Below are 24,251 nucleotides of genomic sequence, written 5' to 3'. Positions count from 1 at the left end.
AGTCGGCTCGACCGTGAACGAGCAGCACGGCGCCGGGCGGTGAACCCGGCACCCGGCTGAGCCCTTCGGCCATTTCCCCCATCCGTGGGGCCGGGGGCCGCCGCACCCCGCGCCCCGGGGGTCTGGCGGCGGGGGGGGCCGGGGGGGCGCCCGGGGGGGGGGGGGGGGGCCGCCCCCCCCCCCCCCCCCCCCGGCCATAACTCCGTGGAGCCGGGTTCTGCTGACACCGGCTCCACGGATGGGGGAAATGGCCGAAGGGCTCAGCCGGGTGCCGGGTTCACCGCCCGGCGCCGTGCTGCTCGTTCACGGTCGAGCCGACTCGTTACGCGCGCCATGCTCACCTCCAGAACGATGCGCTTTACAGCCATGATGACCCGGCGGGGGCCGGGGCGCATGTCCCGGCTACACAGTTTTGGTCCCGATGGTTGTTCGATTTCTACAACGTGGAACGGTCGTCGCCGAACGCGGCGAGGTCGATCGTCATCGCGAGGCGAGTGCGGGCATCCTCCAGATCGAGGACGGCGACTTCGCGCATCTTCCGCAGCCGGTTGCGGACGGTGTTCGGGTGGACGCCGAGCCGGGCGGCGGCTTCGGCGAGGTCGCCCTGGGCATCGAGCCATGCGCGCAAGGTCGCGACGTAGGCCGTGGCGTGCGTGCTGTCGTACCGGCGCAGCTCGGCTACCGGTCCGCGGGCCGGTATCCGGCCGGTCCGCGCGGCGGTACGCAATCGTTGCAGCAGGATCTCGCCCCAGGAGTCGTCGTAGGCGGGAGCGGCGCTATCGGTCGGCTCATGTTCGTGCAATGCCAGGCATTCGTCCGCCTCTTGCCGGGATGCGGGCAGGTCGGTGGCAGTGGCCGGTCCGCCGATTCCGGCCGACAGCGTGACGCGGGCGGGGAGCGCGGCCCGCAGGGCGGCGACCCAGTCGCGGGCGGTGCGGACGTGTTCGCCGGGCAGGATCGTGTAGACGGTGTTGTCCGACAGTGTGCTGCGACCCGGACGGGACCAGCCGAAACCGAAGGTGGCCTGTTCGAAGGCGAGCAGTAGCCCGGCGTGACGTTCCGCCGCGATCTGGGCGCGCACCGCGACCACCCGCAACGGTGCCGGCGCCAAACCCAGCCGGCCGACCACGGTCGCGGCGTCGGGACTACCCTCCAGCAGCCGGATCACCAGTTCGGATTCCACCTGACGCTCCAGGTCCGCGCTGGCGCGCGACCGCAGTAGGTGCAGGGCCACCGTATGGGCTCCGGCGGTGAGCGCGGCCCGCCGGGCCGCGGGCAGCGGCTCCGGGCAGGCCACCCACACCGACCCCAGTAGTTCCCGACCCACGCGCACCGCGACCACCATCCGCCCGTCGAGCCCGGCCCCGGTATCCGGCTCGACGAACAGCGGTTCGTCGGATTTCAGCAGATGCGTGTGCACACCACGCGATTCGAACAGTTCCCGCAGCGCAACGGGCTGCTGCCGAAGCAGCACGGTCTCGGCCAGCGCTTGGTCGGCACCGCCGTGCAGAGTGGAGTGTGCCATGACCCGGGACAGCGGATCCTCGATCGTCACCGCCCCGTCGACCGCGTCCGCCAGACTGTCCGCCAGCGCGAAGAGGTCGGTGGGACCGCGGCCGGACGCGGTTTCGCGGCCTTCCAGCACCAGCCCGTACACCACACCTGCGAGCTGACTCCACGACACCGCGGGATCCACCACCAGCACCGCGACCCCACCGCCGGGCCCGATAGCGGCGGCCTCCCGTTCGGCGTCCGCGCCGCCGCGTACCAGCACCGCGACCGCTTTCGCGGCCCGCGCCGCCAGCACCGCCGCACTCACGGAGGCGGCGCCGACAGCGAGGAAGATGTCCCCGGGCGCGGCCTCCGACCCGGTCGCATCGTGCATCGCGACGCTGCGGATCATGGTCGCCCGCGATACCGGGCAGCAGCGTAACCGCACGCCGTACCCGCCGAGCACGTTGACGAGATGATCCAACCGGACCATGAACGACTCCTGTCCACACTGGTTCCGTCACGGTAACGCCGGCCTTCGTCCCGCAGCGGCGCGACGCCGCTACCGGCGAACGTGTACTGCGGAAATGAGGTCAAGCCGTCATCACGGCGCGGCGGACGGTTTCGCGCAGCAGCGCCCGGCGCCGCTCGTGCGTCTCCCGCGACTCCTCCGCGGTGGCGGCGTAGACGTTGCTGACCGGGGACCATGCCATCGACATCGAGATCACCAGCGCCATCACGTCGAAAGGGTCGCCGGGGCAGACATAGCCTGCGGTCTGCGCGTCGGCGATGGCGCGCAGTTTGTGATCGTCGAGCCGGTCGGCATCGTCGACCAGGTGCCCGGTGGGCCGCCGCTCCAGGCGGGCCCAGGTAGCGAGCCGGATCAGGTCGGGGCGGCGGAGGTATTCGTCGTACAAGCGCACGGCCCAGTCCGCGAGATCGGTCGCATCGATGGGGACGACGTTCACGATCCGCTCCAGTGAACCGGTGAAGATGGCGTCGAACAGGCCTTCCTTGCTGCCGAAATAGCCGTAGAGCTGCGCTTTGTTGGTGCGCGCGTCCGCCACGATCCGTTCGATACGGGCCCCGGCGATACCGTGCGCGGCGAACTCCCGGGTCGCCGCTTCGAGAATGCGTTCGCGGGTGGCGGCGCCGCGGGCGGTCAGGGGCCTGTCGGTCATGGCACCCAACTTACAACAGAACAGTCTGTTTACCGATGGCGGATACCGGGCTACGCTCAATAGACAGAATAGTCTGTTTAAGGAGTTGGGCATGAGAACAACGGTCGGCTGGCGAGCAGTGGATGCCGCGACGTTACGGCGAGCGCCGGTCCCGCGCCGCACTCTGCGACCGGACGATATCGCGGTGCGAGTGGACTATTGCGGCGTCTGCCACACCGATCTCCATGCCGTCCGCGGTTACCGCGGCGGGCGGGACCCCGTACTCGTACCGGGACACGAATTCACCGGCGTGGTAACAGAAGTCGGCAGCGAGGCCACCGGATTCGATATCGGCGATCCGGTGGCGGTCGGCAATATCGTCGATTCCTGCGGGGACTGCGCCATGTGCCGCGCGGGTCAGGAGAATTTCTGCCGTGAATTCCCCACCCTCACCTACGGCGGCACCGACCGGCACGACGGCTCGGCCACCTTGGGTGCCTACTCCCGTGAATACGTGGTCCGCGACCGATTCGCCTACCACCTGCCCGAAGGTCTCGACCCCGCCGGTGCGGCTCCCTTGCTGTGTGCCGGGATCACCGTCTGGGAACCGCTACGCGCGCTCGGCGTCGGGCCGGGCACCCGTGTCGCGGTGGTCGGGCTGGGCGGCCTGGGACATCTGGCGGTCCAACTGTCCGGCGCGCTGGGCGCCGAAACCGCGGTGGTCAGCCGATCCCGGGACAAGGCCGCCGATGCCCACCGGCTCGGTGCCCACGAGTTCCTGGTCTCCACCGACGATGCCGCGATGAGCGCCGCCGGAGACAGGTTCGACGTCGTTGTCGATACGATCGCCGTCCCGCACGACCTCGGGCCATACCTGCGGCTTGTGGCTTTGGACGGGACACTCAGTCAGGTCGGATATCTGGGCCCGGTCACCGTGCAGACCACCGACCTGCTCATCGGCCGCAAGAAGCTCGGTTCGGCCGGCAGTGGTGGCCGGCCCGCCACCACCGCGCTCCTGGAGTTCTGCGCCCGCCACCGGATCACCGCCCAGGTCGAAGTCCTGGCGTCGGCACGGGTGAACGAAGCCCTCGAACGGCTCGAACGCAACGACATCCGCTACCGCTTCGTGCTCGATCTCTCCGACCTGGACCGGTCACCAACCCGACCGGCGGCGCTCACGGCATCCGGGCAGTCCCACCGAGACCCACGTCGAGCACCGATCCCGTGATGTAGCGCCCGGTTTCACCGACGAGATGATCGACCGCGTCGGCGATCGCCTCCGGGGGACACCACGGGATCCGCATCGGACTCATCCGCGCGTAACGGGGCTCGACTTCCTCCCGGTCAGGATTGTCCAGGTCGGGGGCGAACAGGGAATACAGGGCGGGGTTGTGCAGCATCGGAGTATCGACATTGGTGGGGCATACGACATTTGCGGTGACACCGGTTTCCGCGTATTCGAGGGCGACGGATTTGACGAGGCCGATCACCCCCCATTTCGACGCCGAGTAGTGCGCGAGATTCGGTGTGCCCTGCCGCCCGCTCATCGACGAGATGGCGACGATCCGGCCCCACCCGCCGGTCATATGGGGCAGCACCGCGCGCACGCAGTGGAATGTGCCGGTCAGGTTGGTGGCGAGCATATCCGACCACATGGCATCGGTGAGTTCGGTGACGGGTGCGAAGCCGACGATTCCCGCGCACGTGACGAGGATGTCGATCCGGCCTGACTGTGCAGCCACGGAGTCGGCGAAAGCCGTGACGGCCGCGGCGTCCCGGACGTCGAGCACGGCGGTGTGGCAGGACCCGCCGTCCGCTTCGATCAGGCGGGCTGTTTCGGCGAGGTCCTCGGGAGTGGCCAGGGAATACGGAGCGGTATCGCTGGCCGCGCACAGGTCGGTGAGCCATACGGTCGCGCCGCGGCGTGCGAGCGCCCACGCGACGGCGCGGCCCTGGCCCCGCGCTGCGCCCGTGACGACGGCGGTGCGACCGTCGAGCTCACCCTTGGTGTTGTCCGGCCGCATCGTCCACACTCCTCTCGACCATCTGCTTGACCTCCGCTTTGGCGATTTTTCCGCCTGGTGCCAAGGGCATCCGTTCGAGCACCCGCAGCCGTTCCGGCAGGTACTCCCGGGTGATGCCCTGGTCGCGTAACCAGGAGTTGAGCTCCGCGAGCGTCAGCTGCCCCGCATCCGGAGCCAGAGTGACGGCGGCGCAGAGCCGTTCACCGAACAGCGGGTCGGGTACCCCGACCGCCGCGACCATCTCCACCGACGGATGCTCGCGGATGAAATCCTCCACTTCGAGCGCCGAGATGTTCTTCCCACCGCGGATGATCAGATCCGCCAGCCGGCCCACCACGCGCAGCCGATCGTTCTCGTCGACCTCTACGATGTCACCGAGCCGGATCCAGCCGTCGCCGGTGAACAGTTCGGTGTTCGCGGCCTCGTCGTTCCAGTATCCGGGGGACATGAGCGGTCCCCGTACCGCGGGCTGTCCGCGCCGGATACCCGGTCCGCCCTCGTTCGTTCCGTCGTCGAGAATGCGGACGTTCATCTCCGGAATCAGGCGCCCGCCCGTGCCCAGCCGGGTTTCCTCGTCGTCGTACACGGTGGTGCCGCTCGCCGCGCCGGTTTCGTTGGAGCCGTAGAACTGCAGGACCAGCGCTCCGGTGGCTTCCTCGAAACGTTTCGCCTCGGCGTAGGGCACGGCCTCACCGCCGGTGAACATGGCGCGTAAGGCGCCGGCGCGGGACAGTTCCCGGTCCGGCGTCTGCAGCATCATCCGGAACTGGGTGCTCACACAGGCGAGGATCGTGGCACGGTGTTCGGCCATCAGATCGATCGCGACCACCGGATCGAACCGGCTCATCACCAAGGCCGGCCGGCCGAGCAGTGCGGGCAGGAAATGGGAGGTCCACAGTCCGAACCCGAACGGCGCGGGAACGAACGCGGCGACCACCTCCGCCGGCCCCATATCGGCGTTACGGCAGGCGATCGCGGCGAATGTGCTCCACCGGCGCTGGGTCTGCATGACCAGCTTCGGCCGCCCGGTGGTGCCGGATGTGCTGTTGAGCAAGCAGATATCGTCCACCGAGAACGTGGGACCGTCCTGGCCGTGGCGGCTCGGCGCCGGGGCACCGTCGAGGGTGACCTGCGCTTTCTCCACCACCACCAGATGCTCCGGCGTCGTATCCCGTAGCCGCAGCTCCTGAATCAGGTCCGTGACCGGCACACCGCGGTTCTCGCCCGCGGTCACCAGCACGGTGGAGCCCGAGGCCGACATCAGATGAGCCAATTCCGCCGGCCCCGAACGGGCCCCGACGGCGACGGCGAGAACCCCGGCCCGGTACGCGCCGACGAGCGTGGCATGGAATTCCACTGTGTCGGGCAGGTACACCGTGACCGCCGGAATATCGCCGAGGGCACGCAGCGCGGCGCAGACGCGGTCGGCGAGGCGATCGTATTCGGCCCAGGTGGTGGCTCCGGCGGGACTGATATAGGCGGGTTCGCCCGCGCGGGTGGCACCCCACCGGCGGACGAGATCGCTGACGGAGTATTCGGTGTAGGCCTCGGGATCCGCGGTGAATCCGGGGGCGATATCGGCTAGCGGAACAGGTTCCATCACAGAGCTTTCTCGAGCATCCCCATGGACGCCCGGTAGGCGGTATCGAGTGCGTCGGTGGTGTCCTGCGGTTCGGAGAGCGAGCCGCGGATCATGACGTACCCGCGGTCGACGATCCGGGCCACGCGGTACAGCGCCGGTTCGGCGACGAGCACCGTGATACCCGAATCCGCCAGTTCCCGGACGTGGTCGAGCAGTTCACCGGCGATCTTCGGGGACAGCCCGGTGGTCATCTCGTCGAGCAGCAGCGCCCGCGGCGGCACCAGCAGGGCCCGGGCCAGCAGCAGCATCTGCTGTTCCCCGCCGGACAGCACCCCCGCGAATTGCTTTGCGCGGGTTCGCAAGATCGGGAAGCGGTCGAACGCCGATTCGAGGACGTCGTTGCGGGCGCCCAGCAGACGGGCACCGATCTCCAGGTTCTCCCGCACGGTCAGGCGCGGGAACAGTTGCCGGCCCTGCGGGACGAAGGCGACTCCGGTCCGCAACCGTTTCTGGGCCGGGGCGCCCCCGAGATCCTGCCCGTCGACGGTGACGGTCCCGGTGGCCGGTGTACTGCCGAACACCGCCGACAGCAGGCTCGACTTACCGGCCCCGTTCGGCCCCACCACCGCCGTGACCTCCCCGGTGCGGGCCTCGAACGCCACGTCGCGGACCGCGACGGCCTTCCCGTAGCGGACGGTGAGTCCGTGGGCGCTGATCATCGGGCCTCCTCGGTGGTACCGAAGTACACGGATTGCATTTCCGCGCTGCGCATACAGTCCTGTGGGCTGCCGGTGAATGCGACCGCGCCGTCGGCCAGCAGCACCACCGAATCGGCCAGTTCGGCGATGAGGTCGACATTGTGGTCCACCAGAACCACCGAATGTCCGGCGGCCCGCACCTGATGAACGGCATGGGAGATCGCCGCGATACCTTCGGTATCGGATCCGGCGAACGGCTCGTCCAACAGCAGCACACGTGGTTCGGCGGCCATCGCGCGGGCGATTTCGACCAGGCGCTGAGAGCCCAGGCCGAGACTTCCGGTGGGAACGCGGCCGGTGGTGACCCCGTACTCCGCGGCCACCTCCGCCGCACGGTCGAGCACGGTCCGGGGAGTACCCGCGAGCCCGCGCAGCAGGGCGCGCAGTGAGGCGCCGTAGGAACCGATCGATCGGCCGACGATTCCGGGCACGATGTTCTCGACGGGGGTCAGTTCCAGTGCCAGTTGCGGATGCTGGAAGGTGCGGGCCAGACCGGCGCGCGCCCGCACCGAGGGACCGTCCGGCAGGGTACGGCCGTCGACGCGGACCGTGCCCGCGTCCGGGGTCTGGGTGCCCACGATGCAGTCGACCAAGGTGGTCTTACCCGCCCCGTTGGGGCCCACCAAGCCGAGCACGCGACCGGCGGGCAGCTCGAAACTCACGTCGTCGACCGCGGTGACGCCGCCGTAGTGTTTGGTCAACCCCGTCACGGACAGCAGAGCTGTGGATGCCATCGCTGTCACCTCCTGTCCATGGTCCGGGACGGTATGAGTCGCTGGAGGATCCGGTGTGCCCAGCCGATCACACCGCCGGGCGCGAGCAACAGGATCAACAGGACGACCACGGCCAGGAGCAGTTCACCCGAACCCTGATAACCGGGCATGTTCAGCGTGACGCCCACGACGATCAGTGCGCCGAGGGGAGCGCCCCACGCCGATCCGCGGCCGCCGATGATCGGCATGAAGATCGCCAGGAACACCAGGTCCAGGCCGAAGGTTTCCGGCGTCACCGCCTGCACCGATACGGTGAACAGCGCGCCACCGGTGGATGCGATCGCCGCGCCGACGGCCAGCGCCACCACGGTCAGATGGGTCGGCGAGATTCCGGCGGATTGCACGGCCGGTGCGTTCTCCCGCGCCGCGGACAGCGACAGCCCCCACGCCGACCGGCGCAGCCGGTCGATCAGCACCGCGACCGCGCAGACGAAGACGATCGCGGCCATCACCTGGGCATAACGTGGTGGTTCCCAGCCGAACAGTGACGGCACCGGAATATTCGCGATTCCGGAAGATCCACCGGTGATCGAGGTGGCGTCGCCGAGCCAGTGCTCGAAAGCGATGGCGAACAGCAGGGTTACGGCGGCGAGGTAGAAACCGGACAGCTTCCTGGTCGCCACCGCCAGGACGAGAGCGACCGCTGCGGCGATCACCATGCCGGCGAGCCAGCCCCACCACGGTGAAAGCCCTTGTTTCACCGACAGGTACGCGACCGCGTACGCGCCGATGGCCGCATAGGCGCTGTAGGCCATGGACAGTGAACCGGCCAGGACGAACGGTAGATACATACCCAGTGCCACCAGCGCATAGGTGGCTGCCAGGAACACCAGGTCCTGCCGGTACAGGCTGGGACCCATCCAGAGCAGTACCGCGGCGAGGACGGCCAGGCAGATACCCAGTTCGCCGAGTACGGTCCGCGCGGCGGTGGTACCGGTTCGGATGGTCGGGGTAGGGGTCTCGGTGGTCGTGACTACAGCCATCACACCCGCACCTTTCGTTGGAACAGGCCTTCGGGCCGGAAGGCGAAGAACACGAGGGCGACGAGGAAGATGGCGATCGAACTACCGGTCGCACCGAAATAGAAACTGCCGAATACCTGCACCCAGCCGAGTGCGAGGCCACCGACCAGGGGCGCCCACGGCTTTCCGGTGCCGCCGACGACCAGGGCGAGGAACCCGGTGAGCGTCCAGGACAATCCACTGGTGAACTGGGCGCCGGATTTGGCCGCGAAGATGATCCCGGCGATTCCGGCGATGGCGCCGGACAGGCCGAAGGCCCACAATCGGACCCGGTTCACGTTCACGCCGATCATCCGGGCCGCTTCGTGGTTGTCGCCGACCGCCCGCAACAGCTGGCCCGTGGCGGTGGCCCGGAGCCAGAGCACGGTGGCGGCCAGCGCGACCACGGTGACCAGGATGATCGTCGCCGTCGTACCCTGCACTCCCACCGATCCGATGCGGAAGTCGGGCAGGCCGAGCAGATTCGGCACCGACACCGGGGTCCGGCCGAAGACCGTGCCCGCCAGCTGCTGGATCGCGAACAGGGTCGCGGTGACCGCGACCAGAGCGGGTAGTTCGGCCCCACCGGAGCGGCGCTGTACCGGCCGGACCACCACGATCTCGGTGACCAGCGATATCCCCACTGCCACCGCGATGCCCAGGATCGCACCGAGCAGGATCGGCACACCCCAGTGCGCGGCGGCGTAACCGGCCAGCAGCGCGGCGGCCATCGCGTACGGGCCCGCGGCGAAGTTGAAGAACGAAGCGCCCACCACGACCAGATAGATCGACAAGGCGACGAGCGCGAAGAAGCAGCCGATTTCGACAGCGGCCAGCCACAACTGCGGATCGGTCATCGACCGGCTCCCTTCGGCGTGCATTCCGGCTGGTACTCCGGCCAGGGGCCGGTGGGTACGTTGCCGGGACCGAATTCGACGAGCACCAGACCGCAGGCCGAATCGGGGGCGATATGGTCGTCCGGCGCGAACGACAGCGTCAGTGGTGCCTGCCCGAAGCTCGCCGGGACATCGCGGACCTGCTGCATCGCTTCGTTGAGGCGCTGCCGATCGGTATGGGTTCCGGCGAGTTCGATCGCCCGCGCCAGCAGCATCACCGAGTCGTAGGCCTGCGCGTCGTAGGCGGTCAGCGAGTAGTCCGGTCCCTTGACGGTCCGCAGCCATTCCTGCAATTCCGCCGTCCGGGGGTTGTCGTCGCTGAGGCTGCCCATGTAGACGAGGCCGTCGAGCGAACCCGGGGCCGCGAGTTTCCAGGACTGGGGCTGGTTCCCGATCGAGGCCAGCGAGAAACGCTGTAACCGGGGCGCGAGCCGGTGCACCGTGTTCTGCGCGAGAAGTTCGAAATTACCGCCGACACTCGCGACGAGCACCACATCCGGGTCGCTGTCGAGCAGCCGGCTCACTCCGGCGGTGAGGTCGGCGGTGTCGACGGCGGCTTTCGCGGTGCCGACGATATCGATGCACTCGCGTAGTTTCGGATAGAGCGTATCGAGGATTCCCGCGATCGCGGGGCTGGAATCGGCGAGCACCCCGAGTCGCTTCCTGCCCTGGGCCGCGAACGCGCCGCAGTAGACGTCGGCGTACTGGGCCAGCGGATTGGGGACCATGTACGCGAATTCGTTGCCCGGCGGCCCGGCGACCGCATCGGTCAGGGCGGTGGGCGCGATGGTGACGACCTCGGTGGACTGGGAAATCTGTTTGGCCTGCAATGCCGATCCACTACCCGTGGCGAGGACGATCGCGGAGGCGCCCTGGTCGACGAGTTTGCGGATGATGGAGGGCGTATTCGTCGGACTGCTCTCGTCGTTCTCCACCACCAGCCGGACCTCTTTACCGCCGATCCCGCCCTCGGCGTTGAGGCGGTTCACCGCGGCGCGGACGGTATCGCCGGCGATCGTCGAATACGACGCTCCCGGTCCGGTCGAATCCTCGTCCATCCCGATGACGATGTAATCGTCCACCGGTTCACGGACCTGGGCACATCCCGCCGGCAACAATGCCGCGGCCAGCACCCAGGCGAGTACCCGGGTACGTCTCATGAGACCACCACCAATCGAGCAAGCGCTTGGCTATTGCCAAGCGGCTGCTTGAGAGTGTGTCCTGTGCCACTGATCCTGTCAACGGGTTGCTCGGAGAAATTCGTTCACGGTCGGTCGACCAGGGCTTTCGTCAATTCCTCGAGCTGGTGCTCGATGCGGTCGAGGCGTTCGGTGATCGCGCGCTCTTCGTCTGCCGGTGCGCTGTTCGTGCGGGAACCCGGGGCGGCGCCACCGTCGACGAAGGCGGCCACCACGGTGTCGGTCACCTCGTCGCGCCGCTCGGACAGATGTTCGCGGTGGTACCGGATCGACCACCACACGCCTTCGCGCAGCATCCGCGCGAAATCGACCGGGTCCAGTCCGGCACGTAGTTCCCCGTTCGCGCTTGCCCGGGTGGCGGCGTCGATCCAGAACGTATGCGCCGTGCGCACCGCCTCCGCGATCACCTCGGGCGCGCCGGGCCCGTGGTACGACATCTCGTTCTGGTAGATCTCGGTGGCGTACGGATGCATTTCGGCGATTTCGATCGACGAATAGACCAGCGCGCGCAGTTCTTCGCGCATCCCGCTCACATGGGGTAGTACGGAGCGGTAGCGGGAATTCAGGTCGGTCAGGAAATCGTCGAGTATCGCGAACGCGATCGCGTCCTTCGACGGGAAATGGTGATAGAGGCTGCCGGACAACATGCCGACCCCCTCCGCGATATCCCGGACGCTGGTGCCCGCCACTCCGTTCTCGACGAAGAGCCCGGCGGCAACACGTTTGATCTGATCTCGGCGGCTGACCACCCGCTCATCCTTCCTGTCGAGGGCCGCTACTGTCGAGCGGCCGTCCGTCGGAGTGGGACGGTACGGCGGGCTGCGGCCGCCGTACGTGCCTGAGTGGGTTCAGGCTTGCAGGCCGGTGAGGCGGTGATAGGCGGCCACGAGATCGCCGGTCAGTTCCGGAAGCCGGCCGGGATCGTCGGCGGCGAGATCGGCGAAGCGCATGACGATACCGGTCACCATCTCGGCCAGTGCGTGCGCGGGTGCGGCGAGCGTGGCGTCGCCCCGGTCCGCCAGGCGGGTCAGGAATCGGGCGTGCCGCCGGGTCGGGCGTTCGTGGACCTCGGCGTGTAGCGCGCGCATCTCCGGATCGGACAGTGCCTGATGCCCGATGACGGTGAGCATTCCGCGGTGCCGGACGTAGGCGTGCAGGTAGGCGACGATTCCCGCGCGGCCGGTGGCGCCGGGGGAAGGTGCGGCGATGCCCTCCTGGAGGGCGAGGAATTCGTCGCGAACCCGTTCGGCGAGGGCGCGGAAGACATCGTCCTTGGACGGGAAGTAGGCGTAGACGGTCGGGCGGGTGACACCTGCTTCGTCGGCGAGGGCGGCGATGGTCGTGCGGGTGTAGCCGAGCCGGCAGAACGTGCGTTCGGCGGAGTCCAGCAACAGATTGCGTTTCTCGGGCTCGGTGAGGGTACGGCCGCCGATTCCGCGCATATCCACCTCCATCTACTTGACATGACTGTAAACTATCGTGCCATGGGTCTACCGGACGTCCAGCGTCGGACGATCAGTGCGGTGTATGAACACGTGCTGGAACGTATCCCCGATGAGCTCGCTCAGATCGGGCCGGACGGCCGATACACCGTGGCGGAGAGCTACGCCCGCTCCTTGCATATCGCCGGTGGCCTCACCGAGTCGGGAGTAGGCCGGCAGCAACCGGTGGCACTACTGCTGGACAATTCCCTCGACGCGGTACACGCCTGGACCGGTGCCTCCCTCGGCGGGATGGTCGAAGTGCCGGTCAACACCGCCTACAAGGGTTCGTTCCTGAGCCATATCCTCAACGACTCCGGCGCGTCGGCGCTGGTGCTCGAAGCCGGCTATGTCGAACGGGTAGCGCGGATCGCCGACGATCTCACCGCATTGCGCACCCTGGTGGTGCACGGTGATCCGGCGGCCGCCGACGAGTTGCGCGGTAGGTTCCGCGTCCTCGGATTCGACGAACTCGCCACCGCGAAACCGATTGCGCCGCAACGCCTGGACCCCGCCGACCTGATGGCGTACATGTACACCTCCGGCACCACCGGTGTATCGAAGGGGGTGCTGGTTTCGCACGCGCACGCCTACACCTACGCTTCGCGGGAGGATCAGCAGCGTCCGCACGCGGGCGACCGGATACTGGTCACCCTGCCGCTGTTCCACCTCGCGGGCCAGTGGTACGGGGTGTACCAGGCGCTGATCCACGACTCCCGCTGCGTGGTCGAACCGGGATTCTCGGTCAGCAAGTTCTGGCCGACCGTTCGAGAACACGGCATCACCGTCACCGTGACACTCGGGGCGATGGCCGAACTGCTACAACAATGCCCGCCGCAGCCCGACGATGCCGACAATCCCCTCGAACTGGCCGTGATGGCACCGCTGGCCAGCGATATCGACGGCTTCCGGCGGCGTTTCGGTGTGGCGGTGGCCTCGGTGTACGGGATGAGTGAGATCGGTGTGGTGCTCAACGGCCCACCGGAGACCGTCGCAAGCGGTGCCGCGGGGTTCCCGCGTCCCGGATTCACACTGCGGCTGGTGGATTCGGCCGGGCAGAATGTGGCGGTCGGCGAGGTCGGTGAACTGTGGGTCCGTCCGGACGAGCCGTCGACGGTCCTGCGCGGCTACCACAACCTGCCGGACAAAACGGCAGAGACGTTGGTAGACGGCTGGGTGCACACCGGCGACGCGTTCCGCACCGATGCCGAGGGCCGGTTCTATTTCAGCGACCGGATCAAGGACGCCCTGCGCCGGCGCGGCGAGAACATCTCGAGTTTCGAGGTGGAGCGCGTGATCAACACCCATCCCGGGGTGTACGAGAGCACGGTGGTCGGCGTGCCCTCCGACCTGACCGAGGACGAGATCAAGGCGGTCGTGGTGCCGCGGGACGATGTGACCATCGATCCGGCGGAACTCATCGGCTACCTGGTCGACCACCTGCCGTATTTCATGGTGCCGCGCTACCTCGAATTCCGTGCCGAACTCCCGAAAACACCCACGCAGAAGGTGCACAAACACCTGCTGCGGGACGCCGGTGTGCACGACGGTGTCTGGGACCGCGAGGCCGCGGGGATCGTACTGCGCAGGGCCGACCGGTGACCGCGCGCCCGATCACCACGCTGCTGGTCGCCAACCGGGGCGAGATCGCCGTCCGGATCATGGCCACGGCCGCCGCGCTCGGTATGCGAACCGTGGCCGTGCATCCGGTCGACGATGTGGCTAGCCTGCATGTTTCCCGGGCGGACGTCGCGGTCGAACTGCCGGGCGCGGGTCCCGCCGCATACCTGGATATCGACGCGATCGTGGACGCCGCCGTGCGGACAGGTTGCGAGGGAGTGCATCCGGGGTATGGATTCCTCTCGGAGAATGCGGCTTTCGCACGCCGGTGCACCGCGGCGGGGTTGGTGTTCGTCGGCCCCGACGCGGAAGCGCTGGCACTGTTCGGTGACAAAACCGCGGCCCGAGCCCGGGCGGCGGAGCTCGGCATCCCGGTACCGGCCGGCGCGGCCGCGGCGCAGGCGCACGATTTCCTCGCCGGTCTCGGACCCGGTGCGGCAGTGATGGTGAAGGCACGGTCCGGTGGCGGCGGCCGGGGAATGCGGCCGGTGACCGAACCCGCCGAACTCGACGAGGCACTGCGCCGCAGCGCATCCGAAGCGGAGTCGGCGTTCGGTGACGGCACTGTCTATGTCGAGCAGCTGTTCACCCGGGCGCGGCATATCGAAGTGCAGGTCGCCGGGGACGGGCACGGGGCCGTCGCGCTGGGCGACCGGGATTGCAGCGCGCAGCGACGCCGGCAGAAGCTGGTGGAGATCGCACCGGCGCCCGCGGTGCCCGAAACGGTCCGCGGGGCGCTGCACCGGGCCGCAACCGACCTGACGGGACAGTACCGGGGGCTGGCGACCGTCGAATTCCTCGTCACGGGTGAGGGACTCGTTTTCCTCGAGGTCAACCCTCGGCTTCAGGTGGAACATACGGTCACCGAGGAAGTCACCGGGCTGGATCTGGTCGAGATCGGGTTGGAGCTCGCCGCGGGGAAGACCCTCGCCGAACTCGGCCTCGACCAGGGCGTACCGAGCCGTGGGACCGCACTGCAGGTGCGGGTCAATGCCGAAATCGTGCGGGCCGACGGCACCGTCGCCCCTGGTACGGGCACACTGACCCGTTTCCAGCCGCCGGCGGGACACGGAATCCGGGTGGATACCCACGGTTACGCCGGTTACGCGATGAGCCCGCGCTACGACTCGCTACTGGCCAAGGTGATCGTCCACGGCAGCATCGATACGGTGGCCGGACGGGCGGACCGGGCGCTGGCCGAATTCGACCTCGACGGTGTCGTCACCAATATCGGGCTGCTGCGTGTGCTGCTGGCCGAACCGGCGCTGATAACGGGCGGGGTCGATACGGCGTATGTCGATACCCGGACCGCCGACCTGGTTACTGCTGCGGAGGCAGCCGGTCAGGACCTGCGTCCCGCCTGCGCGGACGACGGCGACCGATCCGGACGTACTGTTCGGCCGGAGCCGGGCGGACAGGACCCGCGAAACGTACACCCGCAGAATGCCGGTGGGGCCGGGAAGAGTGAGCCCACAGGCTCTTTCGCCGAGGGCCGCCGGGCCAACCCCGCGGGTACCGGCGAACAGGCCGATCCAGCGGAACATGCCTATCGGGTTCGATCGGATGGACGCACCGGTGGCGGTTCGGGCGGTGACGACGTTCCCGCGAATGCGCTCCTCGCAAGTCAGCCAGGGGTCGTCGCGCAGGTGTCGGTGTCACCCGGTGATCAGGTGGTGGCCGGTTCCGAGCTGCTGGTTCTCGAAGCCATGAAGATGGAGCATGTCGTCCGTGCCGATCGGCCGGGCACCGTGGACGAGGTTCTGGTGAAGGCCGGAGATGCCGTCGCCGCCGCAGATCCGTTGCTGATCTTCACCGGTACCGGCGCCGCCGGGGAACAGACCACGGCGGCAGCCGATATCGACCCGGCGCATATCCGGCCCGATCTGGCCGAAGTCCATGAACGTGAACAGCTCACGCTGGACGCGGCCCGCCCCGCCGCGGTCCAGCGCCGGCACGGCAAAGGACTCCGTACCGCCCGGGAGAACATCGCCGATCTGGTGGATCCCGGGAGTTTCACCGAATACGGCGGATACGTGATCGCCGCGCAACGCCGCCGCCGCGACCTCGCCGACCTGATCACCGCCACTCCGGCAGACGGCCTGATCACCGGCACCGCGGCCGTCGACGGTGTGCCTATGGCGGTACTGGCCTACGACTACACGGTTCTCGCCGGCACCCAGGGCGTGCACAATCACCGGAAAACCGACCGGCTGCTCCAGCTCGCCCGGCGCCGATCACTGCCGGTGGTGGTTTTCGCCGAGGGCGGCGGCGGCCGGCCCGGCGATACCGATACCTCCGCGATCGCCCAGCTCGATGTGCCGACCTTCCGGCTCATGGCCGAGCTTTCGGGCAAGGTGCCGACCGTCGCGATCGTCGCGGGTTACTGTTTCGCCGGTAATGCCGCGCTGGCCGCCTCCTGCGATCTGATCATCGCGACCGAGGGGAGCAGTCTGGGAATGTCCGGTCCGGCAATGATCGAGGGTGCGGGGCTGGGCGTGGTGGCGCCGCAGGATGTCGGGCCGATGTCGGTGCAGGTACCCAACGGGGTGGTCGATGTCCTCGTCCCGGACGAGGCCGCTGCCGTCGCTACCGCTCGCACCTATCTGCGCACGGTGACGGGTGTACCCGCCGAGCGGATCGACTGCGCCGATCAGCGCCTGCTTCGGCATCTGGTGCCGGAGAGCCGGGTCCGTGTCTATGCGGTCCGGCCGGTACTGGACACCCTATTCGACATCGGCAGTGTTCTCGAGGTCCGGGCCGGATTCGGCACCGGTATCGTCACCGCCTTCGCCCGGCTCGCGGGCCGGCCCGTCGGAGTGCTCGCCAACGATCCGAGTCACCTCGGCGGGGCGATCGACGGCGACGCCGCCGATAAGGCGACCCGTTTCCTGCGGCTCTGTGACGAACGAGGCCTGCCGGTGGTGTCCCTGGTCGACACGCCCGGTTTCATGGTCGGGCCGGACGCCGAACGTACCGCCACCGTCCGCCGTTTCGGGGCGATGTTCGTGGCGGGAGCCCAGCTGACGACACCCTTGGTCGCAGTGGTTCTCCGGAAGGGGTACGGGCTCGGTGCCATGGCGATGACAGGCGGCGATCTGCACGCCGCGACCTTGACCGTCGCCTGGCCCACAGGCGAATTCGGCGGCATGGGACTCGAGGGTGCGGTGCGCCTGGGCTACCGCAAGGAACTCGAAGCCATCGCCGACCCCGGAGCCCGCCGCGCCCGGTACGAAGAATTGCTGGCGGGCTTCTACGAGCGCGGTAAGGCCCTCAGTGTGGCCACCGTGGGCGAGATCGACGATGTGATCGACCCCGCCGACACCCGTGACATCGTGCTCCGCGCCCTGACCGCCGCGGGCTGACCGGCGCCGCCGGGCCACGGCGATCACGCCGTGACGGGGGCTTGTGTCGTGGGCGCCGGCAGCGGATGGATCAGGCGTCGAATCCGGGGAAACGATCGACGGGATCGACGATGGAGAAATGCGATGCGTCTCCGGTGCGGATACGGCTGGACTCGTTGTTCACCGAGACCGGGATATCGCCGGCCAGGGTCACCCGGTGCACGCTGCGCTTGTGGTCGCCGTAATCGGCGATGCCGTAGTGCTGGGTGGCGCGGTTGTCCCAGATCACCAGGTCACCGGGGGTCCAAGCCCAGCGCAGGGTGTTCTCCGGGCGGACGATGCGGTCCTGCAGCAGCTGGAACAGCGCCGCCGATTCCGAAGACTTCAGGCCCACGAAATTCTTGACGAAATGGCCCAGCAGCAGCGACCTCTCGCCCGTCTCGGGATGTACGCGGACCACCGGATGCTCGGTCTCGAACACGATACGGGTGAACTTCTGCATATGGTCCGCCGTCCTGATACCCCGAGCCTTGGGGTCGGCGTGGACGCCGGCATAGTCGTATTCGTTGCTGTGCACGGCCCACAGCCTGTCGACCAATGCCCGGAGCGGTTCGGGTAGCTGATCGTAGGCCGCCGTGGTGGACGCCCAGGTGGTGGCGCCGCCGTAGGGGGGAATATCCACTGCGCGCAGGATGGAGGCCTTCGGGATACGGTCGATGAAAGTGACATCGGTATGCCAGCTGTTCGCCGCGCCCTCGATCACCAGCGTCCGGTTGTCCTCGGAGGTCAAGGTCGGATGGGTGGTGGTCGGCGTGCCGAGCGTGGCGGCGAAGCGGTACTGCGTCTCGTCGTCGACATGATGCTGGCCGCGGAAAACCACCACCTTGTTGGCCGCCAGGGCGTACCGGATGGCGAACGCGGTCTCGCCACTGATCTCGCCGGAGATGTGGACGCCCTCGATGAGCGCGCCGATGTTCTCGCCCAGTTTGGTGACGGTGATACCGCCGGCGGCATAGATATCGGCTGCGGTGACGGGACGACTCTCGGTGGTGGTCACGGTGGTCTCCTGACGGTCGGACGGTGGGGCGGCGCCTGCACTGAATCGGGTCGAGCAGGAAAACGGGCCGATGGTCAAAGTAATCGGGCAGTATCGATTCGAGAATGAATCCGATCCTGACGATTCTTTGCTCACTCGCCCCCACGAACGGGACCGCACAGGTGCGGATTCCCGGACAGAGCGTGCTCACCTGAATTCGTGCACGACCTCGATCGGGCCCACCAGATGCGCGTTGAAGTCATCCAGTTCCTCGGCCGGAACCCACAATTCCAGGATTGTCTCGCCACCGGCCTGCTGGACCGGGTAGCGCGCGACGAAGTCCGACTCCACCCGAAACCGGGTGACGTAGCCGACGCCGCTGTGCGGCACATTCCATTCGCGGGCGATCTTGATCGCGTACTCCTCGTTGAGCACGGGGTAGAAGATCGGCTGCTCCGGGAGGCGCGGCGGCCATGCGCGCCAGCCGGACCGGCGGATGAGTTCCAGTTCTTCCGGACCGGTCGGTCGCCACAGCACTGTCGTTGCCACCGTCTCGTTGTGAACCACCGCGCACCTTCCTCGAACTCGGCCGGCCGGCTCGTTTCCGCCGGCTCCGCACCCTATCGGGCATCGTGATGTCACTGCCACGCGTTTTCGCCCGGTTCGGCACCAGCACCGGACGGCCGCGCCCGGAAGGGCGGGGAACCGGCGAGAACCCGTTCCGCACTGTGTGAGAGGCGCGGCGGGGGGTGGGTTAGCATCTGCGAATTCCGCGTCTGCGCCGACCGGGGAAGCGGAGAAACTGGTTTCCGTAACACGATGCACCTGCCGGCGCCGGGCCCATCGAGGATCGGTGAGCCGATGGACCCGCGACGGATCGAACTCAACCGCCGGCACAGCCGGGAAATGGGGCAGCTGTACCAGCGATTCCTGGACCGGCATCCGGAGTTCGAGGGTGATGATCTGCCCATGTCGGAGGCGGAAGACGCGGCCTGGGGTGATTTCAGTGCCGAGTTGCTCGCCCGGCACCGGGCCGAACGAGCCGCCCTGGCAGCGCAGCTGGAAGCCGAGCGGTGACCGCCTCACTCACCGATCCGCTCGAGCGTGGGGGTTGTCGCGGTCGGCCGCCGGTCCGGAGCGCGAGGAGGCCGGTTTCCGGCATCCTCCGCAAACGAGAGATGCCGGAGGGGTTGCAGGTCCACACTGAGAACGTGGACATGGACGACCTGGAACTCTTCGCGAAGGCCGGCCCGGTGGTCGGGGAACAATTGTCGCTGGAACGACGGGCGGCCGGTCTCACCTGCCTGGAGCTCGACAATGCCGCGTTCCTGCTGCCGGGGACGACCATGCATGCCGAACGGGGCGGAAAGCTGTCGCGCCGGTCGCTCGAGGCGATCGGCCTGGTACTCGGATTCGATCCGGCGGAGTTCTCGCGGGCGTGCGCGCGGGAGGTTCGACGCCGGTCGAGCTGAGCCCTGAGCCCGAGCAGGATCGGCGGGTTCCGGCGGTGGGGCGGGTTCAGGGCCGCGGGCTCAATCCGTCGACGGCGAGCCGGAACAGGCGGTGTGCGCGGTCGGCGGGGTCGGGGAGGGATTCGGTGGCCAGGGTGATGCCGATGATGAGCGTGATCAACTCGGTGACGGTGACGTCCGGGACGACCGCTCCGTCGCTGATCGCGCGACGCAGGAGCGGGTCGCCCGCCTCGTGAATTGTTGCCGCGCAGGAGTTCTCCTGGAGCGAATCGGGCTCGAGGTCGTAGGACAGGGCGGCCGCCAGACCTCGGGCCTCGACGCAGTACGTCACGACATCGCTCAGCCATTCCAGGAGTGCCGCACCGCTGTCGGCTGCGGCGGTCAGTTCGCCGGCACGGGTACGCAGGACCTCGACCCGCTCGTGGGAAACCGCTTCCAGTAGGGCGCGGCGGGTGGGGAAGTGCCGGCGCACGGTGGCCGACCCGACCCCCGCGGTACGGGCGATCTGCTCGAGCGAGGCCGCGGATCCGTGTGCGGCGACCTCCGCCTCGGCGACCGCGAGGATGCGCGCGTAGTTGCGCCTGGCGTCGGCGCGTTGCTGATCCGACATCGTTTTCCTCTCGGCATTGCTAAGTGGCGGGGCCCGCCGTATTCTATCGGAAGCTAAGTGGCGGGCCCCGCCGTTTAGTGTTCCGCTGTGATGGAGGAGATCTGATGTCCGTACAGTCCGCACCCGTACTCGTGACCGGTGCCACCGGCAGGCAGGGTGGTGCCACTGCCCGCGCGCTGCTCGCGGCCGGCGTTCCGGTTCGTGCTCTGGTACGCGATCCGGCCACCGGGCCGGCCCGTGCTGTCGCCGCACTGGGGGCCGAACTGATCGCGGGAGATCTACACGACCGTGATTCCGCGACCCGGGCCGCGGCGGGCACTCGCTCGGTCTTCTCGGTACAGCAGGCGCCGCTGACCCCGTCGGGCTTCGATTTCGCCGGAGAATACGACCAGGCCGTCAATCTGCTGGAAGGCGCGCGAGCTGCCGGAGTATCGCAGTTCGTGCACACGTCGGTCTCCGGTGCGGGCCGGCATACCGCTGTTCCCGGCTGGGCGGAAGGTCGCTGGGCGGCGGTCGCCCCTTCGCTGGACACCAAGCACGCCATCGAAGAGCAGGTTCGCGCTGCCGGTTTCGACCATTGGACAATTCTCAAACCGGGCTTCTTCATGGAGAATTTCCTTCCTGAGATGGCTTTCCTTTTCCCCCGGGGAATTTCCGGTGGACTGGTGAGCGTGCTGAAACCGGATACGCGGCTCTCGCTCGCCGCGGTAGCCGATATCGGGCGGGCGGCGGCCGCGGCCCTCACCGACCTGGAACGATTCGACCGGCTGGAACTGGAGCTGGCGAGCGATTATCTGTCGATGGCCGAAATCGCCGAGATTCTGTCCGACGCTCTCGGTACGCCGCTGTCCGCTCCGGATATGACCGAGGAGCAGGCATTGGCCGCGGGTATGCCTCCGATGGGTGCTTCCCACGCGTTCATGAACGTCGAAGGCCAGCCGGCCCGGCCGGAATTCGCCCAGGCTCTGGGGATTCCACTCACCAGCTTCGAGAGTTGGACGCATCGGCATATGCGAAGCTCATAGGCCCGCGGCCGCAGCGGTGGCTTCCCCGCCCGACCGTCCTACGGGGCAGGTACGCCCAAACAGGGATTGACAGACCGGCTCTCTCGCCGATAACGTCATCCACCTCATGGGTACTTTGTTGTTCTTCCTGTAATCACGCCCTCGACGCGTCGAGTGCCACTCCACAGCCGAGTGCGCCTCCGCGTTCTTCACCCACCACGTCTTCCGGCCCGGCCGGTTCCTTTTTCGTGCGTGGGTTCCGTGATCACGGCCGCGTGCCGAGAACAGGAGGATTCATGCCTACCGCTGCTCAACTCACCCTCTCCGAAATCAGCAAACGCTACGGTGACCGCACCGTTCTGGACCGGGTCTCGCTGGCGATCCGGCCCGGCGAAACCGTCGGCGTCGTGGGCGACAACGGTTCCGGAAAATCGACACTGCTGAGATTGCTCGCCGGGCAGGAACTGCCGGACAACGGCGAGGTCTGCGTCTCGGCGCCCGGTGGGATCGGTTACCTGCCGCAATCGCTCGACCTGCCGGAAACCGCGACCGTCGCCGACGCGATCGACCTGGCGCTGGCCGATATCCGCGACCTGGAAAACCGGGTTCGCAGCGCGGAAACCGAACTCGGCGGCGCGGAACCGCTGGAACCGGCGCTGCGCCGGTATGCGGAATTGCTGGCGCGGTTCGAAGCACGCGGTGGATACCAGGCCGACCAGCGCGTGGACACCGCACTGGCCGGGCTCGGGCTATCGGGCCTGGTACGGGAACGTCCGCTGGGCACACTGTCGGGCGGTCAACGATCCAGGCTCGCGCTGGCCGCCACCCTGGCGGCCGCGCCGGAACTGCTGCTGCTCGACGAACCCACCAACGATCTCGACGATGCCGCGGTGGGCTGGCTCGAACGATATCTGCGCGGCCACCGCGGCACCATCGTCGCGGTGACGCACGATCGGGTCTTCCTCGAACGCATCACCGATGTGGTGCTCGAGGTCGCGGACGGACAGGTCGCCCGGTTCGGCGACGGGTACGACGGCTACCTGCGAGCCAAGGCGGCGCAACGGCGTCGGATGGCCGAAGAATATCGACGGTGGAAGGAGGAACTGGCCCGCAATCGCCGCCTGGCGGAATCCAATGTGTCGCGGCTGGAAGCCATTCCACGCAAACTTCCGCTGGCGGTGTTCGCGGCTGGACCTTTCCGGGCCCGCGGTCGCGACCACGGGGCCCGCGGACGGATCCGCAATGCCAAGGAACGTCTCGAGCGGCTCACCGGTAACCCGGTCGCCGCGCCGCCGGACCCGTTGAATTTCACACCGGAGCTCGACGGCCGGGCCGAGGCTCCGGAGGGGCCGGTGGCCGAGCTGACGGGCGTGCGGGTAGACGGCCGGCTCGAGGTCGGCGAGATATCCCTCGCCGCCGGTGCACGACTCCTGATCACCGGCCCGAACGGTGCCGGCAAGACCACCCTGCTGCGGTTGCTGGCCGGAGAACTGGAACCCGACAGCGGTTCGGTGCGGGTACCCGGCCGCGTGGGCCATCTACGACAGGAGGAGGTGCCCTGGCCCCCGGAGACAACCGTGCTGCGGGCGTTCGCGCACGGCCGCCCGTGGCATCCGGAGGAACACGCCGACGAGCTTCTGCGATTGGGGTTGTTCCGGCCGGAAGATCTCGGTTTGCGTGTGGGCGACCTGTCCTATGGGCAGCGCCGGCGGATCGAACTGGCACGCCTGGTGAGCGATCCGGTCGAGCTGCTGCTGCTCGACGAGCCGACCAACCACCTGTCCCCGGCGCTGGTGGAAGAACTCGAGGAGGCACTCACCGGCTATCGGGGCGCACTGGTGATGGTCACCCACGATCGCCGGATACGCGAGCGTTTCCAGGGCACGCGGCTAGATATCCGGGACGGGGTGATCCGCCAGGTCGAGGCACCCGAGGTTTCGCTGGCCCGGACCGCATGAGATGAGCGCGGATCATGGCGAAATCGATCGGGTTGTCCGTCCAGATCACCTCGGACGGACCCTGCTTCGGTCGGTGGGCAGGGCCGTGGGTACGGACTGTGGTCCGTGAAATTTTTCCGCGCAGAAGTGTCGATTCGATCGGCATCCGATCGTCATCTCTGCACAAGGGTGAACGCACGGATACTGGGTCCGGCCCCTGAAGAAGGAGAAACCGATGCGATACGCGTTTCTGATCCACAACGAGGAACCGGCCGAAGGCGAGATTCCCGCGGCGGCGATCGAGGAGATGCAGCGGGCATTCGACGCCTACGGGCGGGCTCTGCAGGAGGCCGGGGTCCTCGTCGGCGGCGATATCCTGTTCCCGCAGGCCGCGACGACCACCGTGAGCAGGCGCTCGGGCACATTGCAGGTGCAGGACGGCCCGTTCGCCGCGACGAAGGAGGCGCTGGCCGGGGTGTTCGTCGTCGATGTCCCGGATCTGGACGCCGCGCTCGGCTGGGCCGAGAAATGCCCGGCCGCGACCTACGCGACGCTGGAGGTGCGGCCCGTGGCCACCTCGTGTATCGCCGGAGAATGGACGGCGTGAAGCGTAGCGACGCGAGGGTGGGCGGCCCCCCCCCCGCCCGCCCCGCCGACCGCCCGCCGGCTGGCTTCGCTGCCAGCAACGCTGGCATGGACTCCTCTTCCAACCAGCGAGACTGAGCGGGTGAGCCTTAGAACGCCAGGGTGGCCACATCCTCGGCGACCAGTTCCCGGCCTCCGTCCCGGCACCTGGAACCACACGGAGTGAACCATGAACCGGCGGCACCCGAGGCGGGGTCAGGCGGCCAGGACCTCCGCCACCG

22 protein-coding genes are annotated in these 24,251 nt (G+C 68.1%); 8 read left to right on the top strand and 14 right to left on the bottom strand.

From position 1 onward, the window contains the following. Positions 1-436 precede the first annotated feature (436 nt). Together QH195_RS33080 and QH195_RS33075 are read right to left on the bottom strand one after the other, a co-directional pair. Positions 437-1,984, bottom strand: a complete 1,548-nt coding sequence (locus QH195_RS33080; RefSeq protein ID WP_280438287.1) for a PucR family transcriptional regulator — start codon at positions 1,982-1,984, stop codon at positions 437-439. Positions 1,985-2,084: 100 nt separating this feature from the next. Next, positions 2,085-2,672 carry a TetR family transcriptional regulator gene (locus QH195_RS33075; RefSeq protein ID WP_280438286.1) on the bottom strand — a complete coding sequence of 196 codons (588 nt, stop codon included), beginning with the start codon at positions 2,670-2,672 and terminating at the stop codon, positions 2,085-2,087. 91 nt (positions 2,673-2,763) lie between these two features. Here QH195_RS33075 and QH195_RS33070 point away from each other — a divergent pair, with 91 nt between their 5' ends. Beyond that, the gene (locus tag QH195_RS33070) at positions 2,764-3,879 is read left to right on the top strand and encodes an NAD(P)-dependent alcohol dehydrogenase (protein ID WP_280438285.1); all 1,116 of its coding nucleotides are present in this window, start codon (positions 2,764-2,766) and stop codon (positions 3,877-3,879) included. Here QH195_RS33070 and QH195_RS33065 read toward each other — a convergent pair. From QH195_RS33065 to QH195_RS33025, 9 genes are all read right to left on the bottom strand, one after another. After that, the gene (locus QH195_RS33065) at positions 3,827-4,675 is read right to left on the bottom strand and encodes a mycofactocin-coupled SDR family oxidoreductase (RefSeq protein WP_280438284.1); all 849 of its coding nucleotides are present in this window, start codon (positions 4,673-4,675) and stop codon (positions 3,827-3,829) included. The two genes, QH195_RS33070 and QH195_RS33065, sit on opposite strands and share 53 nt — an antisense overlap. Then, the gene (locus tag QH195_RS33060) at positions 4,650-6,275 is read right to left on the bottom strand and encodes a class I adenylate-forming enzyme family protein (protein WP_280438283.1); all 1,626 of its coding nucleotides are present in this window, start codon (positions 6,273-6,275) and stop codon (positions 4,650-4,652) included. The genes QH195_RS33065 and QH195_RS33060 overlap by 26 nt, the downstream gene beginning before the upstream one ends. Then, the gene (locus QH195_RS33055) at positions 6,275-6,976 is read right to left on the bottom strand and encodes an ABC transporter ATP-binding protein (RefSeq protein WP_280419758.1); all 702 of its coding nucleotides are present in this window, start codon (positions 6,974-6,976) and stop codon (positions 6,275-6,277) included. The genes QH195_RS33060 and QH195_RS33055 overlap by 1 nt, the downstream gene beginning before the upstream one ends. Then, on the bottom strand, positions 6,973-7,749 hold the full coding sequence (locus QH195_RS33050) for an ABC transporter ATP-binding protein (protein ID WP_280419759.1): 777 nt from the start codon (positions 7,747-7,749) through the stop codon (positions 6,973-6,975). The genes QH195_RS33055 and QH195_RS33050 overlap by 4 nt, the downstream gene beginning before the upstream one ends. Positions 7,750-7,754: 5 nt before the next feature. Further along, a complete protein-coding gene (locus QH195_RS33045) occupies positions 7,755-8,771 on the bottom strand; it encodes a branched-chain amino acid ABC transporter permease (protein WP_280438282.1) in 1,017 nt (338 codons plus the stop codon). Continuing rightward, complete coding sequence (locus QH195_RS33040; protein ID WP_280438281.1) at positions 8,771-9,646, bottom strand: branched-chain amino acid ABC transporter permease; 876 nt, start codon at positions 9,644-9,646, stop codon at positions 8,771-8,773. Before QH195_RS33040 ends, QH195_RS33045 begins: the two co-directional genes overlap by 1 nt. Further along, positions 9,643-10,845 carry an ABC transporter substrate-binding protein gene (locus tag QH195_RS33035; RefSeq protein WP_280438280.1) on the bottom strand — a complete coding sequence of 401 codons (1,203 nt, stop codon included), beginning with the start codon at positions 10,843-10,845 and terminating at the stop codon, positions 9,643-9,645. The genes QH195_RS33040 and QH195_RS33035 overlap by 4 nt, the downstream gene beginning before the upstream one ends. Positions 10,846-10,949: 104 nt before the next feature. Further along, a complete protein-coding gene (locus QH195_RS33030) occupies positions 10,950-11,633 on the bottom strand; it encodes a TetR/AcrR family transcriptional regulator (protein ID WP_280438279.1) in 684 nt (227 codons plus the stop codon). 99 nt (positions 11,634-11,732) lie between these two features. Next, on the bottom strand, positions 11,733-12,326 hold the full coding sequence (locus tag QH195_RS33025) for a TetR/AcrR family transcriptional regulator (protein WP_280438278.1): 594 nt from the start codon (positions 12,324-12,326) through the stop codon (positions 11,733-11,735). A 21-nt stretch (positions 12,327-12,347) separates the two neighbouring features. Here QH195_RS33025 and QH195_RS33020 point away from each other — a divergent pair, with 21 nt between their 5' ends. Together QH195_RS33020 and QH195_RS33015 are read left to right on the top strand one after the other, a co-directional pair. Then, positions 12,348-13,967: an AMP-binding protein gene (locus QH195_RS33020; protein WP_280438277.1), complete on the top strand. Its 1,620-nt coding sequence runs from the start codon at positions 12,348-12,350 to the stop codon at positions 13,965-13,967. Then, positions 13,964-17,347 carry an acetyl-CoA carboxylase family protein gene (locus QH195_RS33015; RefSeq protein ID WP_280438276.1) on the top strand — a complete coding sequence of 1,128 codons (3,384 nt, stop codon included), beginning with the start codon at positions 13,964-13,966 and terminating at the stop codon, positions 17,345-17,347. The genes QH195_RS33020 and QH195_RS33015 overlap by 4 nt, the downstream gene beginning before the upstream one ends. Positions 17,348-17,417: 70 nt before the next feature. On the opposite strand, the gene QH195_RS33010 is transcribed toward QH195_RS33015, so the two are convergent. Both QH195_RS33010 and QH195_RS33005 read right to left on the bottom strand, forming a co-directional pair. Further along, positions 17,418-18,383, bottom strand: a complete 966-nt coding sequence (locus QH195_RS33010) for a TauD/TfdA dioxygenase family protein (RefSeq protein ID WP_280419767.1) — start codon at positions 18,381-18,383, stop codon at positions 17,418-17,420. A gap of 186 nt (positions 18,384-18,569) precedes the next feature. Next, entirely contained in the window at positions 18,570-18,929 is a 360-nt protein-coding gene (locus QH195_RS33005; protein WP_280438275.1) for an ADP-ribosylation/crystallin J1, read from the bottom strand. A gap of 294 nt (positions 18,930-19,223) precedes the next feature. Here QH195_RS33005 and QH195_RS33000 point away from each other — a divergent pair, with 294 nt between their 5' ends. Continuing rightward, positions 19,224-19,439, top strand: a complete 216-nt coding sequence (locus QH195_RS33000) for a hypothetical protein (RefSeq protein WP_280438274.1) — start codon at positions 19,224-19,226, stop codon at positions 19,437-19,439. Between the two features lie 134 nt (positions 19,440-19,573). Then, positions 19,574-19,834, top strand: coding sequence for a hypothetical protein (locus QH195_RS32995; protein WP_280438273.1), 261 nt, complete (start codon positions 19,574-19,576; stop codon positions 19,832-19,834). Positions 19,835-19,880: 46 nt separating this feature from the next. Here the strand turns inward: QH195_RS32995 and QH195_RS32990 are convergent, their stop codons facing one another. Beyond that, on the bottom strand, positions 19,881-20,444 hold the full coding sequence (locus QH195_RS32990; RefSeq protein WP_280438272.1) for a TetR/AcrR family transcriptional regulator: 564 nt from the start codon (positions 20,442-20,444) through the stop codon (positions 19,881-19,883). Positions 20,445-20,548: 104 nt separating this feature from the next. On the opposite strand from QH195_RS32990, the gene QH195_RS32985 reads away from it, so the two are divergent. The 3 genes from QH195_RS32985 (at position 20,549) to QH195_RS32975 (ending at position 23,992) form a co-directional block, all read left to right on the top strand. Then, a complete protein-coding gene (locus QH195_RS32985; RefSeq protein ID WP_280438271.1) occupies positions 20,549-21,469 on the top strand; it encodes an NmrA family NAD(P)-binding protein in 921 nt (306 codons plus the stop codon). A gap of 275 nt (positions 21,470-21,744) precedes the next feature. After that, a complete protein-coding gene (locus QH195_RS32980) occupies positions 21,745-23,406 on the top strand; it encodes a TlrC/CarA/OleB/SrmB family ABC-F type ribosomal protection protein (RefSeq protein ID WP_280438270.1) in 1,662 nt (553 codons plus the stop codon). A 214-nt stretch (positions 23,407-23,620) separates the two neighbouring features. Further along, a complete protein-coding gene (locus QH195_RS32975; protein WP_280421177.1) occupies positions 23,621-23,992 on the top strand; it encodes a YciI family protein in 372 nt (123 codons plus the stop codon). Positions 23,993-24,251: the final 259 nt, after the last annotated feature.

Source organism: Nocardia carnea, from assembly GCF_029868855.1.
Classification (GTDB): domain Bacteria; phylum Actinomycetota; class Actinomycetes; order Mycobacteriales; family Mycobacteriaceae; genus Nocardia; species Nocardia carnea_A.
Note: the sequence above shows the minus strand (reverse complement) of the source record. Positions and strands in the feature narration are given on the sequence as shown.